This window comes from Caballeronia catudaia, assembly GCF_001544755.2.
GTDB lineage: Bacteria > Pseudomonadota > Gammaproteobacteria > Burkholderiales > Burkholderiaceae > Caballeronia > Caballeronia catudaia.
In genome coordinates this window covers 1-14,621 of sequence record NZ_FCOF02000040.1, presented here as the reverse complement: position 1 = coordinate 14,621, position 14,621 = coordinate 1, and the positions used below count along the sequence as shown (strand labels likewise).

Here is a 14,621-nt window from a genome sequence, read left to right as displayed (position 1 = left end):
CGCACGGGCGCGGAGCCGGTGAAACGAGAGGCCGGCGAAGGGCGCTGCCCGCCTGCTAACACGACTTCGTTCGTTCACGCTGCAAATGCGCAACGTGTTCTTCGATGAGCACGCGATGCGCCTGCATCGCTTCGAGCGCGCCTTCCAGGCTCTTCAGCAACGCGACTGCGCTTTCGATATCGTGGCCCGCGCAAACGAAACGCCTCACTATCGCTTTCTGGCGTTCGATGCGCGCCCGTCCCGCCTCGATGTCCCGATCGGCCTTTCGTAGCAACTCGCTCTCCGCCTCGAGATCCAATTGAACCTCCTGCGCTCAGGCTTCGCTCAGTCCGCCGACGCCGCCGTGGCCTGCATCGCTTCGCGCAGCAGATCCGCGACACGCTCGCCTTCTTCGATACGCGCCTGCTCGATATCGATCTGTTCCTGATTACCCGCCCGCTCCGCCCAGCGCTGACGTTCCCTTGCAAAGATGACGCGCTCGTGCACCGCGCGAATGGCGGACCATACGGCCTCCTCCGTGCGCGACTCGATGCCGTCCTCCAGCGAAAGACCCGTGAACGCGTGCCCGGTGTGACAGCGATAACGCATCGGACGATCGTCCTTGATGCGCCACAGCGCGCCGCCGCAATCGGGACAGGTCAGCGCCGAACGCACGCCGACCTCGTCGAGCGTCTCGGGATCGGCTATGCCGCTCGCCGCGATGCGAGCCTCCTGTTCGAATACGCGCTTGCTCATCTCCGCTTCCTTCCATACGGATTCCGCCTTCGTGCCTTTCACCGCGGCCTGAATGCATCGCGAGAGTTCGTGCTCGGAGCAGAGCAGGTCCGCGCCGCAGGACTCGAGCGCGGCGCGCGGCATGCCGGGCGATTCGCAATCGGCGGGATTCTGGACGATGGCGAAACCCTGCTGCGCGCGGATGTTCGCTAGACCGGCCGCGCCGTCGTCGAGATCGCCGCTCATCACGACGCCGACCACGCGTGCGCCGTATTCCATCGCCGCGCTGCGAAAGAGCGGATCGGCGGCGGGACGTGCGAAGTTTTCCTTGGCGCCGTCGTTGAGCCAGACGCGTCCTTCCGACAGCACCAGATGCCGGTCCGGCGGCGCGACGCGAATCGTGCCGCGCTGGACCGCTTCACCGTGCGTGGCATAACGCGCGGTCAATGGGCCCCAGCCAGTCAGCAGATCGGGAAGCACGCTCGCATGCCGGCCGATATGCAATACGATGAAAACCGCCGCGGGCAGGTCGGCCGGAAGCTGGCTGACGAGCACCTTGAGACCCTGAAAACCGCCCCGCGAGGCGCCGATGACCACGATGTCCCGTTCCGCCATACACCCTCCTGATCGTAGAGAGGAAGCAATCCGCGGGCCGGGTGCAACCGTCAAGCCTTGCTTTCTGCGCGACGAACCGGATCCAGTAACAAATCGAGCGTATGTAGCAGTTCCGGAAAATCCACCGGTTTGTTCAGATGCGCGTCGAAGCCCGCGTGCCGTGCCGCGCGCTTGTCCTCTTCGCGGCCGAAAGCGGTCACCGCGATCGCCTTCATGCCGGCGAGCAGGGGCGTGGCGCGCACGCGCCTGAGAAGCTCGTATCCGTCGATGCCGGGCAACTGGATGTCCGAGATCAACGCATCGACAGGAGTTTTCGAGAGCACGTCGAGCGCCTGTTCCGCGCTCGACGCCACCTGCACCGCCGCCTGCTCCAGCCCGAGCAGCGCGGCAAACGAAGCGGTCGACTCGCTGTCGTTGTCGACGAGCAGGATGCGCGCGCCCGCCACCGGCCGCGCCCGGCCTCCTTCACGCAGCGCCGGGGCGGTTCCCTGCGTGGCCGCCGCCGGCAGCCACACCGACAGCGTCGAGCCGTGCCCGAGTCCGTCGGAACGCGCCTCGATGCGTCCGCCGTGCATCTCCACGAGCTGCTTCGCGAGCGCGAGCCCGATGCCCAGCCCCGCCGCGGTCGGATTGCGCGTGCCTTGCCGGTACATGTCGAAGATATGCGGCAGCGCGGACGCTTCGATGCCCTGCCCCGTATCGGCGACATCGATGCGCACCATGCCGCCGTCGCGCGCGATCGTCAAATCGACCGCGCCGCCGTGATCCGTGAACTTGAGCGCGTTCGACACGAGATTCCAGAGAATCTGCTCGCAGCGCACCGTGTCGGCGAAAGCGTAGATCGGCTCGCCCGGATGGGTCGTGCGCAGGCGGATTTCGCGCTGCGCCGCTTCGGTCTCGCTCACGTCGACGATGCGCGCGAGCACCGCGGCGACATCCACGGGAACGATGCTGAGCGCGAGCTTGCCGGTGCGCACGCGCGAGAGATCGAGCAGATCGTCGATGATCTGCGCCTGGCCACGCACCGCGCGGCGGATCGAATCCGCGGTCTCCTGCACCGCTTCGATGCCGCGCGTTTCCGGCAGGCGCGGCAGGATTTCCGCCTTCATGCCGATCAGATTCAGCGGATGCTTGAGCTCGTGCGACAGCATCGCGATGAAGTCGTCCTTGAGCTGATTCGAGAGCGTTTCCTTCTCGCGCTCGGCGTGCTCGTGCGCGAGCGCGTCGCGGTTCGCGTCCTCGCGCAGCTTGCGCTCGGTCAGATCACGCGCGATCTTCGCGAAGCCCGTGAACGACGGGTCCGAGATCGGCGTCACCACGCCGCTGCAATAGACGCGGCGCTCGTCGCGCGTGACGTGCCAGCGTTCGTCGTCGGCGCGTCCTTCGCTCGCGGCGATATCGCGTTCATGTGCGGGCACGCGCGCCGCGCGGTCGTCCTGCGAGTAGATCAGCGCGATGTTCTTGCCGACCACTTCCTTCTCCGCGAAGCCGAAGATGCGCTCGGCGCCCGCGTTCCACGTGACGATCACGCCGTTCGGGTCCTGCACGATGATCGCGTAGTCGTTGGTCGATTGAGCGACGAGCCGCAGACGCTGCTCGCCGATGCGCGCCGATTCCTCGGCCAGATGCCGCGCCGTGATGTCGATGAGCGTGAGCACCGCGCCGTCGATGCGGTCATCGGCCGTGCGATACGGCAGAAGCCGCATCAGATACCACTTGCCGTCCGAGCTTTCGACTTCGCGCTCGATCAGCTTGAGGGTTTCGAACGCCTGCTTCACGTCGTCCGCGAGCGACGAATAGCGCAGCGAATGCGTGATGTCGAAGAGCGAGCGGCCGATATCGACATCGATCAGCTTGAACACGCGCGTCGCGCTCGCGGTGAAGCGCTTGACGCGAATCTGCTTGTCGACGAACACGGTGGCGATTTCCGTCGACGCGATGATGTTCTGCAGGTCGTCGTTCGCCTTCGCGGTGTCTTCGACGCGCGCCTGCAACTCGGCGTTGACCGTGGTCAGCTCCTCGTTCACCGATTGCAGCTCTTCCTTGCTGCTTTCGAGCTCTTCGGTCGCGGAGCGCAGTTCTTCGTTGATCGCCTGCAGTTCTTCGTTGGACGCCTTCAGCTCCTCGACCGTCGTCTCGTGCTGCTCGATGGTCGTCGCGAGTTGCTCGCGCGTGTGATGCAGCTCGCGTTCGAGCTGCATCAGGAGCGGGTCCTGTCCCTTGTCTTCGGGCAGTCCTTCGTCTGCCATATGCTCCTGCACTTCGTCGAACAGCACGAGGAAAAAGTCCGCGTTCACGCCTGCATCGTGGAACGGGCGCACCGTCATGTTGACCCACACCGTGCGGCCGTCCTGAATCAGCTTGACGCGCCGCGCCTCGACACTGCTGCCCGTCTGATGCGCCCGAAACAGCGTCGTGCGCAGATCGAGCCTGAGCTCCGGCAGCACCAGCGCCATGATGCTCGAAGAGAGCTCGCCGCCGCCGTGCCGCAGGAAACGGCCCGCCGTGGCGGAGAGATGAACGATGTTCGAATCGCGGTCGACGACGACGCTCGGCGGCGCGTATTCCTCAAGCACGCGCTGATGCAGCGCCGCGAACGAGAAATTGCGGCGCTCCGGCGCCTCCGGCCCGCTCGAGATACTCGCCTGCACCGTCGACGGAGAAATGTCCTCGCGCGGCCCGATGTTCGACGGTCCGAGCGACGGAAACGCGACCGGCGGCTTCACGCGGTTCAGCACCGTGCGCGCGCGGTAGATGCGGCTCTTTTTATCGACGATGGAGAAGAGGTCGTCGGCGGTATCGGCGGATTCGGCCGTGCCGAGAAAGAGATAGCCGCCCGCGCGCAACGCGAAATGGAACAGTTCGAGCACTTGCCGCTGCACCGCGCGATCGAGATAGATCAGCACGTTGCGGCACGAGATCAGGTCGAGATGGGAGAACGGCGGATCGCGCAGCAGGCTGTGCGCGGCGAACAGAATGCGCTCGCGCACGGATTTCACGATCTGATAGCGCCCGCCTTCCTGCTTGAAATAGCGGCGCAGGAGATCGGCGGGCACGTCGCTCGAAATCGAGCCGAGATACGAACCGGCCCGCGCCTGCGCAATGGCGGGCTCGTCGATATCGGTGGCGAAGACCTGATAGGTCGTCTCGAAGCCGGCGGATTCGCGCGCCTGCGCGAGCATGATCGCGAGCGAATAGGCTTCCTCGCCCGTCGAGCAGCCGGGCACCCAGACGCGCAGTTGCATTTCGCCCTTGGTCGCGTCCAGCAATGTGGGGACGACATCGCGCCGCAGCGCATCGAACGCATCGCGGTCGCGGAAGAACTGCGTCACGCCGATCAGCATGTCGGCGAGCAGCGACGTGGTTTCGTCGGGATTGGCGCGCAGGAAGTCGCGGTACGCACCGATGTCGCGCAGCCCGTTCACCTGCATGCGCCGCTCGATGCGCCGCAGAATGGTCGCGCGCTTGTAATGGCGGAAGTCGTGGCCCGTGCGCACGCGCAGTTGCATGAGCACGTCGGAGAGCGCGCGCTCCGCGCTGCCGGCCGCGGGCGTCTGATCCTTTTCCGCCGATTCGCCGCTGTCCGTAATCGGCAGATGGATTTTCTTCGCGTTGTTCCAGAGGTCGAGCAGCTTCTCCGGCATTTCCGCCGCGGGCAGGATGAAATCCACCTGGCGCGTGGTGATCGCGTGCTGCGGCATTTCGGCGAAATGCGCGTCTTCGGGCTTCTGCGCGACCGTGATGCCGCCCATTTCCTTGATGCGCGAAAGACCCGCGGCGCCATCGGAGCCCGAGCCCGACATCACGATGCCGATCGAGCGCGTGCCGTGCGCGGTGGCGAGCGTGGCGAAGAAGTGATCGATCGTCGTGGGCGAGCTTTGCGCGCCCGCGCGGTCCAGCGCCTCCAGGCGTCCTTCCGACATCTCCAGATGCTTGCCCGGCGCATTGATATAGATGTGGTTCTTCTCGATCGCGGTGGTGCTCGCGACCTGTTTGACGGGCATGTCCGTCACGCGCTGCAGGACTTCGTCGGCGCGGCTCATATGATTCGCCGGCAAATGGACGATCACGACGAACGCCATGTCCATGTCGGACGGCGCATTCTCGAAGAAATTGAGCAACGCCTCGATGCCGCCCGCGGACGCGCCCATGCCCACCACGGCGAACGGCAAGGGCTGGAAATTTTCGGAAGGCGCCGCCTTCGAACGGCTGCTGGTCATAGATCCGAATCCTCCGGGGTCATCCCATCTTCTTTGTGATCGACACGCATGTTCTTCGAGTTCGTTCGTGAGCAGTTGCCGGGCCGCCGCGGCCGCGCGTCTTCTCGCGCGATGTCCGCTTCGGGACGCACGGCGGCGCTCGGCCGCATTCGCGTTGTATCGGTCACGATTGTAGTGTACGCAACACGGCCGTTCGGCGGTGGATGGCGGTCAAAGGCGCATGCCGCACGCACCATTGGCGCCGCGCTCGCGCACGAGCCAGAAACTTGCGATGAACGGATCGAGGAGAATGCGCGCGGCGACGCTACTTCGAATCGTTGGCGGCGAGCGGCGCCGGCTGGATGCCGGCTTGAGCGGCCGTATCCATGCCCTCGGGATGCGCGCGAGCGTTGCGCAAGCGCATGATGGTCTGCCGCGAGGTGTTGAGGGAACGCGCGATCTCGGTCACCGAAAGGCCCGCATCGAGCGCGAGCATCGCCTGGCGCTGTTGCGCTGAAGTCAGCGAGCTCGGGCGCCCCTGCACGATGCCGCGTTCCTTCGCGGCGCTCGCGGCTTCGCGGGCGCGGCTGCGGCGTGTGACGCGCTCCAGATCTTCCGCGAGCCGTAGCGCCTGCACGAAGTTGCGCCCCGCCTCCGAGCAGAGATCGTCCTTGCCGTACGCGAGACACACCGCGCCGATGCCGCGCTTTTCCAGTCCGTCGATGGTCGCGACGACGTCCGCGACGCTGTTTCCGAGGCTCGAGAGCCGCGTCGTGATCAGCGTGTCGCCCGACTGGAGGCGGCGCAAGACACGCTGGAAAGCAATGCGCGACGACACGGGCGTGGTGCAACTGCACCGCTCGACGAAGACCGCGCTCATATCGACGAAATAGCCCGCCGCGTCGATCTCGAACAGATCGTGTTCGTGGGTCGGAACACCCCGGCTTTCCTCGAAAACGTACACGACAAGTGACATCGGCCTGACCCTTCCTCTTCCGGAAATGCACGCGCGGATCGCTCCGGGACGCCCGCTTAGAGTATGGCAGCGGGACCGTCACAGTTAAAGTACGCAACGCATCCGATGCGGACCTAATGCCATGCGGACGTGTGCGGACGGAAACGATTCACGCCGCAGCGGACGAGTGCCACACGTGTCGATCGATCTCGTCCTTCGCGCTAATCAGCGCGAAGGCGCGGGCTTCTTCGGCGGAGGCGAAATGCCCGAGAATGCCGCTCGCGCGCTGGAGTCCGTTACCGTCGCAGATAATCGCCATGGCGGCGTAGAGGCCGCCGTCGAACGCGGCCATCGGCGTGATGATGAAGCCGTGATAGTTGACCTGAACCTCGTTCATGCCGCCCTCTCTCCTTGCTGATGACCCGCTGTTCTTGCGCTTCCCGCCAGGCAGGCACCGCCGGGAGCTCTGCGCAAATTTTCCATCGGAACAAAAAGCTGACGATTGGGGAAAACCCAGAAAGCGCGATGTCCGGAATCCGTCCTTTTGCGTCGTCAGAGTTCCGGCCGCGCTATATCCGCCTTGACCACCGCATCGCCGTTTTCGAGCGCGGCGGCGACGGCCGCGGCTTTCGTCGGGAAAGGACCGATGCTCGCCGCGCCATCGAACGGAAAGAGCAACTTTCCATCCGTCTTGCGCACGACTTTCAAAGTGCCAAAAAAGCCGCTCGCCGTGCTGCCTCTGTACGAGGCATAGATCTGGAAATCGTCCTCGTTTATTCCCGGCGTGGGCGCGACGGTACGCGTTGGAAAAAGGACGAGTTTCGGGCGCTTGCCGCTGGACTGATTCACTGGGATCACCGCTCGTTCGTTTGATGCTTCATTGTGGTTCAGTCAAAGGACGATGGCGGCGTACGGAAACCACGCATTGCCGGACCGCAATCGGACGGCACACTCGTTGCTGGAGGCAAATACATCTTCTTTCTGCACGGGGAGCGAGCCGGCGACGGCGAATCGGGCGAATTGTCTTTACCAGCGATCAACAACAAGAAACCATGAAGGAAACGTCGATGCGGGCAACCATTCTTTCCCATGAAAAACCGTCCGATGAATCATCCGCGGAGATACATCGATTCAGGTTCAAGATAGACGACGAGCAATCCGGAACGATGTTCGAATCCATCTCGCTGCGCACGGCCCGCGTGCTCGTCGAGCATTTCGAGGACGGCAACGCGTTCATCCGCATGTTGAGGGCGATCGTGGCCGCGCATTGCGACGAGTACGACGAGCTGATCGGGCGCGTCTATACCGACCATCGCGAGCCGGCTTGAGAATCAGCGGCGCGCTTCGGTCGCCATTTTCATCGCGAGGCCGGCGAGCACGGTGCCCATCAGCCAGCGTTGAATCAGGAGCCACGCAGGTTTGCGCGCGAGAAAGACCGCGATCGAGCCGGCCGTCAGCGCGACGGTCGAGTTGACGGTGATGCTGAGCACGATCTGCACGACCCCGAAGGCGAGCGACTGGCCGAGCACGCTGCCATGCGCCGGATCGATGAACTGCGGCAGCAGCGACAGATACAGCACCGCGATCTTCGGATTCAGCAGGTTCGTCACGAAGCCCATCGTGAAGAGCGTGCGCGGGCTGTCGATGGGCAAATCACGCACCTGAAACGGCGAACGTCCGCCCGGTTTCACGGCTTGCCAGGCGAGATACAGCAGATAGAGCGCGCCGCCGAAGCGCAGCGCGTCGTAGGCGAATGGAATCGCGATCAGCAGCGCGGTGATGCCGAACGCGGCGCACAACATGTAGAACACGAGGCCGAGCGCGACGCCGCCGAGCGAAATGAGACCCGCCGAGCGGCCCTGACAGATCGAGCGCGAAATCAGATAGACCATGTTCGGCCCCGGCGTGAGCGCCATGCCGAGCGCGACGAGGGCGAATGCGAGCAATTGCGGGGTCTGAGGCATCGGGCGGCTCCGGAGGGAAACGGTCGAGCGATTCTCCCGCGCGAACCCGCATGCACGCCAGATACAGAACCGGCGCGGTGCGTCGATACACTTAATCGAAGCCGAGGAACGTCGAGAAATTGCGCACCGGCTCGCGCGCCATGTCGATGCGGTTGACGGGCGCTTCTTCATCCGGGAAGCCAAGACTCATGCCGCACACGACCTCATGGCCCGGCGGGAAGTGCAGATGATCCGCGATGACATTCTGAAAGCGCGCGAACGACACCTGCGCGCAAGTCGCGAGACCGACCGCGCGTGCGGCGAGCATCACGGTCTGGATGAAGATGCCGTAATCGAGCCAGCTATATTTCGTGAGCGTGGAATCGATCGAAAAGATCATTCCGACCGGCGCGCCGAAGAAATCGAAATTCCGCGCGGTGACGTTCGCGCGCTCTCGCACGTCCGACTTCGCTACGCCGAGCGCGCCGTAATAGCGCATGCCGAACCCTTCCTGCCGCGACCGCATGGCGTCGGGTAAGGGATCGGGCATATGTCGCAGAGGTGGATGCGCGTCGTCGTCGTGGGCTTGCCGCAATGCATCGCTCAACGCCGTCTTGCGCTGGCCCGTCAGCACATGGACGCGCCACGGCTGCGTGTTCGAATTGCTGGGCGCATTGCGCGCGACATCGAGTAAGTCTTCGATCACGCGGCGCGCAACCGCCTCTTTGGTGAAGAAGCGGATCGCGCGGCGCGAACGGATGATTGCATCGACGACGGATGCATCGGGGTGAGCGTGACGATCGATCATGAGGCAGTGGCGTGTGAGCGAAGTTGCCTCATGATGACACGGCGAAAAGCGGCGCTGCGGCGAAATACATGCAAGACGATCTTGAACGAAACGCCATGCGGCGCCCTTTCGCCGGGCGTGCCGATCAGCGCATGCCGCCGCTCGCGATGAGGCTTTCGCCCGTCATCCAGCGCGCATCGTCGGATGCGAGGAACACCGCGATCGATGCGATATCGTCCGGCTGGCCGAGACGTCCGAGCGGCGTTTGCGCGAGCGCGGCCGCATCGAAATCGGAACCGATGATGCCCGCGCTATGCGTGCCTTCGGTCACGACCATGCCGGGATTGATCGAGTTCACGCGGATCTTTCGTGCGCCGAGCTCGCGCGCCAGCACGCCGGTGATCGCATCGACCGCGCCTTTGGTGCCGCTATACACCGCGCTCGCCGGCGGAGTGATGCGGGTCACGACCGAACTCACGTTGATGATGCTTCCACCTTCGCCGAGATGCTTCGCGGCGGCCTGCGTCGTCAACAGCGTGCCGAGCACGTTGACATTGAACTGCTTATGGAAGTGCTCTTCGGTGATTTCTTCGAGCGGCGCGAACTCGTAGACGCCCGAGTTGTTGACGAGAATATCGAGGCGTCCATACGTTTCGATCGCGGCGCTGACGATGCCTTGCGCATCCACAGCCTTCGAAACATCGCCGCCGACTGCGATCGCCCGCCCGTTTTTCGCGGTGATGTCCGCGACGACCGCATCCGCGCCCGCCTTGCTGCTCGCATAGTTGACGACGACTGCCGCGCCTTCCGCCGCGAGCGCTTTTGCAATGCCCGCGCCGATACCTTTCGATGCGCCCGTGACGACCGCCACCTTGCCTGCGAGTTTGCTCATGATGTGTTCCTTGAAAAGTCTGTCTGAAGCCGGGAATGACCGGATGGGTGCAATGTAGACATCTGATCGGGCGCGATAAAGCGGCGCAAAGTGAAAAGACTTGCAGCCTCGGACGAATAATCGACTGGAAACCCCGCATGAATCCCGACACGCTTCGCACCGACACAACCTTCGCGGGCCGGATTCCCGAGCTATACGACCGGCTTCTCGTGCCGATGCTCTTCGATGCTATTTCTCCCGAGGAAACCGTCGAATGCTTTGGCGGCGCAAACGCGCGATCGGTCAGAATAACGCGTCGAGCGCTGTGTGCGCGCGTTCGGTGAATCGTCTCGCGCTATGATTTGCCCATCGCACGATGACAACGACAGCCGATCATGGCCCGACAAAGCAAACAGGAAGACACCCAGCCGGACAACCTCGACACCGCCGACGAAGACGCGTCGTCCGGCGGCGGCTCAAGCTATCTCGTGCCGGGCCTCGAACGCGGCCTGCGCATCCTCGCCGAATTCTCGGCGCGCGAGCCGGTGCTGGGCGCGCCGGAGTTGTCGCGGCGCATCGGCATTCCGCGCACGACGACGTTTCGGCTTCTGCAAACGCTCGAAGCGCTCGGCTTTCTGGAGCGCGTGAACGGCGACCGCAATTTCAGGCTGGGCGTCGCGGTGTTGCGGCTCGGCTTCGAATACGTGAACTCGCTGGAACTGACCGATTTCGGCACGCCGGTTTTGGAACGTCTGCGCGATGCGACCGGGCTTTCCACGCATCTGCTGATCCGCGATCAGCGCGATGTCGTGTTCGTCGCGAAGGCGCAGAGTCATGAGCCGTTGTTCAGTTCGGTGAAGGTGCATGTCGGCACGCGCCTGCCCGCGCATGCAACCGTGCACGGACATGTGCTGATGGGCGATCTGTCGCTCGACGCGCTCAAGGCGCTTTATCCCGAGGCGCAACTGGAGAAGTACACGGAGCGCACGCCCGCGAGCGTCGACGAGCTTTATGAGCGGGTGAAGGAATGTGCGGCGCTCGGCTATGGCTTGAGCGAAGCGTCGTTCGAGCGCGGGATATCCGTTATCACCGCGCCCGTGCGCGATCATTCCGGCGCGATCGTCGCGGCAGTGGCGGCGACCGTGCCGCGGTCGGACATCGGTGCCGATGAAGAGAAGTCGCGGCTCGTGGAGACGATTTGTGCTGCTGCTGTGGAGCTTTCGATGCGGCTCAATTATCGGCCTTTGGCTGGGGATCGTACTGCTGCGCTTGGTGGACGTAGGGCGCTTGCTTGATTGGCTGGTTTTTTCGGTGGCGGGTCCCGTTTTCATGTGGGTTTATTGGCGTTGCCCCTATGCGGGGCAGCAGTCACTTTCTTTGCTGCTGCAAAGACCAATCGGGTCTGCGTGTATGTCCTTGCTGACGCGTCCGTCTCAACGCATGTGCCTTTCGTTGGGTTCTCTGGCGTACCCGGCCGCAAGAATGCCCTGGCCGGCCTTCCGCCTCTTCCGTTTTGGCACAGCTCGCCCTCTCATCAATTAAAAAGCGTGCAGGTGATCCGGCGCGCGGATGACTTCAAGGACATGAAAGGAATAGGAACCGTCAGCGTGCTTAGCGCATGATGCGTCTCCCCTTGCCTGGAGGATGCGGCGCGCATGCTCCGCCGTTTCACTCGCGATGACGACACGATCGCAAATCACGGAAGGCTTGAGAAAACGGACAGACTTGTGGCGATACTCGCAACGAATGAGGAAATTAGGCATGGCCACGTTCACTCCGTGATGCGGCTATGAATTTCATTGGGGGCCGTTTTGCTCGCTGTCGCGCGACCCACGTACGCGATGGTGGGGGCCCTTCCGAGATTTGTATAACTATGCTTCCTGTATGAAGACCGGAGCCGCACCCTTCGAACGAAGGGGCGGGCGGCATCAGTGACAAGGTCGGGGGACCGGACCGGTACAAACCCGCAGCCATGATTTTACCGCCCCGTGAAAAGCTTATTGACGGAACAGCTTCTCCGTCGATGTCCGATAGCGGTATCGCTGAGACAACAGTTCGCTGCCAAGAAGCAATAGATTTAAGTCGCAACTCTAATTCTCGCATCGCGTTCGCATGGGTAAGCGTCAACCTCGTCTGATGTCATCGACACAAAATGACGTCGCCTAATTCCAATCACATCTCGATTCCGATACGTTCGTTATCCCTAACAACAGTTCGGATATCAGCATGAAAGAACGAGAAATCATTTACTGGGTAGCGACTGTCGGATCAACGACCGAACGCGGCGGGCGAATCTCGAAGGTATCGCGTGGCGCGGAATTCGACGGGTTCAAAGCCGCGCTCGTCGGCGATACCGTCACTTGTGACGATGGAACCGAAGCCATCATTCTCGACGGTTCGGGATTCGCCGCAATGTGGGCGGATAAACCCTTCGCGCTGGTAGGCTCGCGCCTGAGCAACGGCGACCGGATTGCAACCACTCCGCAAACGGCGTTCGGCATCCCGGTAAAAGAAGGTGTGACGATTCCGGGACTGTTCGAGCCAGGCTACGTTGCACCCCGCGCTTCCGACGCCGGATCGGACCATGTATAAGGCCGCGATCCGCCACGGCGATCCGACGACAACCGGCGGTTTCGTTATCGCGTACTCGTCGACCATTCACGATGACGGAAGGCAGGTCGCGCTTAGCGGCGACGAAGCAACGTGTGGAAACTGCAAGGGTGCCCACAAAATATTCGGTACCGGCGACGGTATGACCGAAAAGACGCGCAGCGTTGTCATTGAGGGCGACAGGGTGCTCTGCCCTTGCGGAGAAAACCGAGTCATCGTCGGAAGCAATCCGGGAATATTTCTCGAGGTTGACAGCGGCAGGCCGCAAAGCACAGGCGCGGCGCCGTTCGCCAGTTCAGCCGCTCCCGCTTCTGTCTTCGATCAGCAAGTGATTCTTCGATCCCGCTCTACGGGAAAACCGCTTGCAGGTGTACGTTTCAGGGCGCGTAGCGCGTCCGGGCGCATCTTCGAAGGCGTGACCGATTCATCGGGCCGGACCGAACGAATCAAAACGAACGCTGCGGAAAGTCTTCATTTCGAAATTGAGCATTAAGCATATGGCACAGCAGGATTTCTTCTATCTGGGAACGATCGTTACTAATACGATTGAAGGTTCAACGCACGAGTTCTTCGTGGACGTAGACCCGATTTGCGAGAACATGTCGAATGCCGCATTCAGGAAGAAGGTTCTCAGGTTGCGCGATGATGCTGCCGTCATCGTTGATCAGCGCATTCGCGAATTAGCAGCATGGAGCCAGTCGGCCCAAGCGAGAATGAAACTTTGGATCGGCAACACTGACGATCTGACTCGTGCCGACTTGATTCAGAAATTGCGTGCACTTTTGATCGTAATGGAGGGCCTCGAGCCGAAGAACTTTATTCGCCCCGATCCGGAAAATGAGCGCGTTCTCGGATGCGTGCCGAGCTCAGACACACGCGGAGAAGTGGCCCATGTTTGCGGGCCTGATACGGCGACGCATACTATTGCGATCACTCGAAACTTCTGCGACCTACCAGAGACGACTGCGGGCACGTTGTCTTCTATGCAACTCACCATTGTGCACGAATGCACTCACTTCTATGACACTTTTGCAGCACTCGATTACAAGAATACCTACGGGCCACGTCTCAGTTTGCAACTCGCAGAAAGGGAGCCGGACATGGCTATCAAGAATGCGGACAACATTGCTTTTTACATGGCGGCCTCAAAAGCGAGGTGCAACACCTATCTCGTATAAGGTGTTGCAATGCCCGACAAAACTACTTCATACCAGCACCTTCAACCTGAAGAACGCCTCGCCATCGCAAGCCTACGACTGCAGGATGTGAGCATTCGGGCCATGGCCCGAATGCTCGGGCGCTCGCCGTCCACCGTGAGCCGTGAACTGACACGGAACAGTTCTCCTGCTGGCTACGCATCAGTGCCTGCTCAAGCGCTGTGCGCCTCCCGCCGTAGCGCTGGTCGCCGCCCCGCCAAGCTTTGCCCGCAAAGCGTTTGCTGGCGAGTCGTGCTCACCCTGCTCGAGTGGAAGTGGTCGCCCCAGCAGATATCGGGCACACTTAGGCGCATGTATCCGACCGATCCGACCCAGCACGTATCGCATGAAACCATCTACACGGCTATCTACGCTCAGCCGCGCGGCGAATTGCGCCGCCAGTTGATTGCCTGCCTGCGCCACGGCCACAGCACCCGTATGTCCCGCACGCGCGGTACAGACCGACGCGGGCAGATTCCCGACATGGTCAGTATCCACGTGCGCCCGCCCGAAATCGAAGACCGCCTGCTGCCCGGTCATTGGGAAGGCGACTTTATCAAGGGCGCCGGAAATCAATCCTCTGTTGGCGTGCTCGTCGAGCGCACCAGCCGCCTGGTGCTGCTTGCCAAGATGCAGGACGCAACCGCCGCCTCTGCTCTGGCGGGCTTCTCGGCCAAACTCAATTCGATTCCCGAACCCCTGCGCCAGAGCTTTACGTACGACCAGGGCAA

Annotated in this window: 17 protein-coding genes; 7 read left to right on the top strand and 10 right to left on the bottom strand. The window is 62.5% G+C overall.

The features are described from left to right. Positions 1-55: 55 nt before the first annotated feature. The 6 genes from AWB75_RS28695 to AWB75_RS28670 all read right to left on the bottom strand — a co-directional run bounded on the left by AWB75_RS28695 (position 56) and on the right by AWB75_RS28670 (position 7,332). Positions 56-298: a hypothetical protein gene (locus AWB75_RS28695; protein ID WP_061127402.1), complete on the bottom strand. Its 243-nt coding sequence runs from the start codon at positions 296-298 to the stop codon at positions 56-58. A gap of 26 nt (positions 299-324) precedes the next feature. Further along, positions 325-1,329, bottom strand: a complete 1,005-nt coding sequence (locus tag AWB75_RS28690) for a chemotaxis protein CheB (RefSeq protein WP_061127401.1) — start codon at positions 1,327-1,329, stop codon at positions 325-327. A gap of 50 nt (positions 1,330-1,379) precedes the next feature. Further along, a complete protein-coding gene (locus AWB75_RS28685) occupies positions 1,380-5,549 on the bottom strand; it encodes a CheR family methyltransferase (protein WP_061127400.1) in 4,170 nt (1,389 codons plus the stop codon). Positions 5,550-5,853: 304 nt separating this feature from the next. After that, on the bottom strand, positions 5,854-6,504 hold the full coding sequence (locus AWB75_RS28680; protein WP_061127399.1) for a recombinase family protein: 651 nt from the start codon (positions 6,502-6,504) through the stop codon (positions 5,854-5,856). Between the two features lie 148 nt (positions 6,505-6,652). Continuing rightward, positions 6,653-6,880 (bottom strand): hypothetical protein, encoded by a 228-nt coding sequence (locus tag AWB75_RS28675; RefSeq protein ID WP_061127398.1) that lies wholly within the window; start codon positions 6,878-6,880, stop codon positions 6,653-6,655. Between the two features lie 155 nt (positions 6,881-7,035). Beyond that, a complete protein-coding gene (locus AWB75_RS28670) occupies positions 7,036-7,332 on the bottom strand; it encodes a DUF6723 family protein (protein WP_235012282.1) in 297 nt (98 codons plus the stop codon). Between the two features lie 317 nt (positions 7,333-7,649). Here AWB75_RS28670 and AWB75_RS37795 point away from each other — a divergent pair, with 317 nt between their 5' ends. Continuing rightward, positions 7,650-7,811, top strand: coding sequence for a hypothetical protein (locus AWB75_RS37795; protein ID WP_159462817.1), 162 nt, complete (start codon positions 7,650-7,652; stop codon positions 7,809-7,811). Between the two features lie 3 nt (positions 7,812-7,814). Here AWB75_RS37795 and AWB75_RS28665 read toward each other — a convergent pair whose 3' ends face one another. From AWB75_RS28665 to AWB75_RS28655, 3 genes are all read right to left on the bottom strand, one after another. Next, a complete protein-coding gene (locus AWB75_RS28665; RefSeq protein WP_061127397.1) occupies positions 7,815-8,447 on the bottom strand; it encodes a LysE family translocator in 633 nt (210 codons plus the stop codon). A gap of 91 nt (positions 8,448-8,538) precedes the next feature. Continuing rightward, the gene (locus AWB75_RS28660) at positions 8,539-9,234 is read right to left on the bottom strand and encodes a nitroreductase (RefSeq protein ID WP_061127396.1); all 696 of its coding nucleotides are present in this window, start codon (positions 9,232-9,234) and stop codon (positions 8,539-8,541) included. Positions 9,235-9,358: 124 nt separating this feature from the next. Next, the gene (locus tag AWB75_RS28655; protein ID WP_061127395.1) at positions 9,359-10,105 is read right to left on the bottom strand and encodes a glucose 1-dehydrogenase; all 747 of its coding nucleotides are present in this window, start codon (positions 10,103-10,105) and stop codon (positions 9,359-9,361) included. 137 nt (positions 10,106-10,242) lie between these two features. On the opposite strand from AWB75_RS28655, the gene AWB75_RS38830 reads away from it, so the two are divergent. After that, positions 10,243-10,428: a hypothetical protein gene (locus tag AWB75_RS38830; protein WP_235012281.1), complete on the top strand. Its 186-nt coding sequence runs from the start codon at positions 10,243-10,245 to the stop codon at positions 10,426-10,428. Between the two features lie 51 nt (positions 10,429-10,479). Then, positions 10,480-11,379, top strand: coding sequence for an IclR family transcriptional regulator (locus AWB75_RS28650; protein ID WP_061127394.1), 900 nt, complete (start codon positions 10,480-10,482; stop codon positions 11,377-11,379). A 243-nt stretch (positions 11,380-11,622) separates the two neighbouring features. Here AWB75_RS28650 and AWB75_RS37350 read toward each other — a convergent pair whose 3' ends face one another. Continuing rightward, entirely contained in the window at positions 11,623-11,847 is a 225-nt protein-coding gene (locus AWB75_RS37350; RefSeq protein WP_143746523.1) for a hypothetical protein, read from the bottom strand. Between the two features lie 463 nt (positions 11,848-12,310). Between AWB75_RS37350 and AWB75_RS28645 the strand changes: the two genes are divergently transcribed. The 4 genes from AWB75_RS28645 to AWB75_RS28630 form a co-directional block, all read left to right on the top strand. Next, a complete protein-coding gene (locus AWB75_RS28645) occupies positions 12,311-12,676 on the top strand; it encodes a PAAR domain-containing protein (protein WP_087086964.1) in 366 nt (121 codons plus the stop codon). Further along, entirely contained in the window at positions 12,669-13,187 is a 519-nt protein-coding gene (locus AWB75_RS28640) for a PAAR domain-containing protein (RefSeq protein WP_087086962.1), read from the top strand. Before AWB75_RS28645 ends, AWB75_RS28640 begins: the two co-directional genes overlap by 8 nt. Before the next feature lie 4 nt (positions 13,188-13,191). Then, positions 13,192-13,872, top strand: coding sequence for a M35 family metallo-endopeptidase (locus AWB75_RS28635; protein ID WP_087086961.1), 681 nt, complete (start codon positions 13,192-13,194; stop codon positions 13,870-13,872). 9 nt (positions 13,873-13,881) lie between these two features. After that, positions 13,882-14,621: IS30 family transposase (locus tag AWB75_RS28630; protein WP_061127437.1), on the top strand; the 740-nt coding region annotated here is incomplete at its 3' end.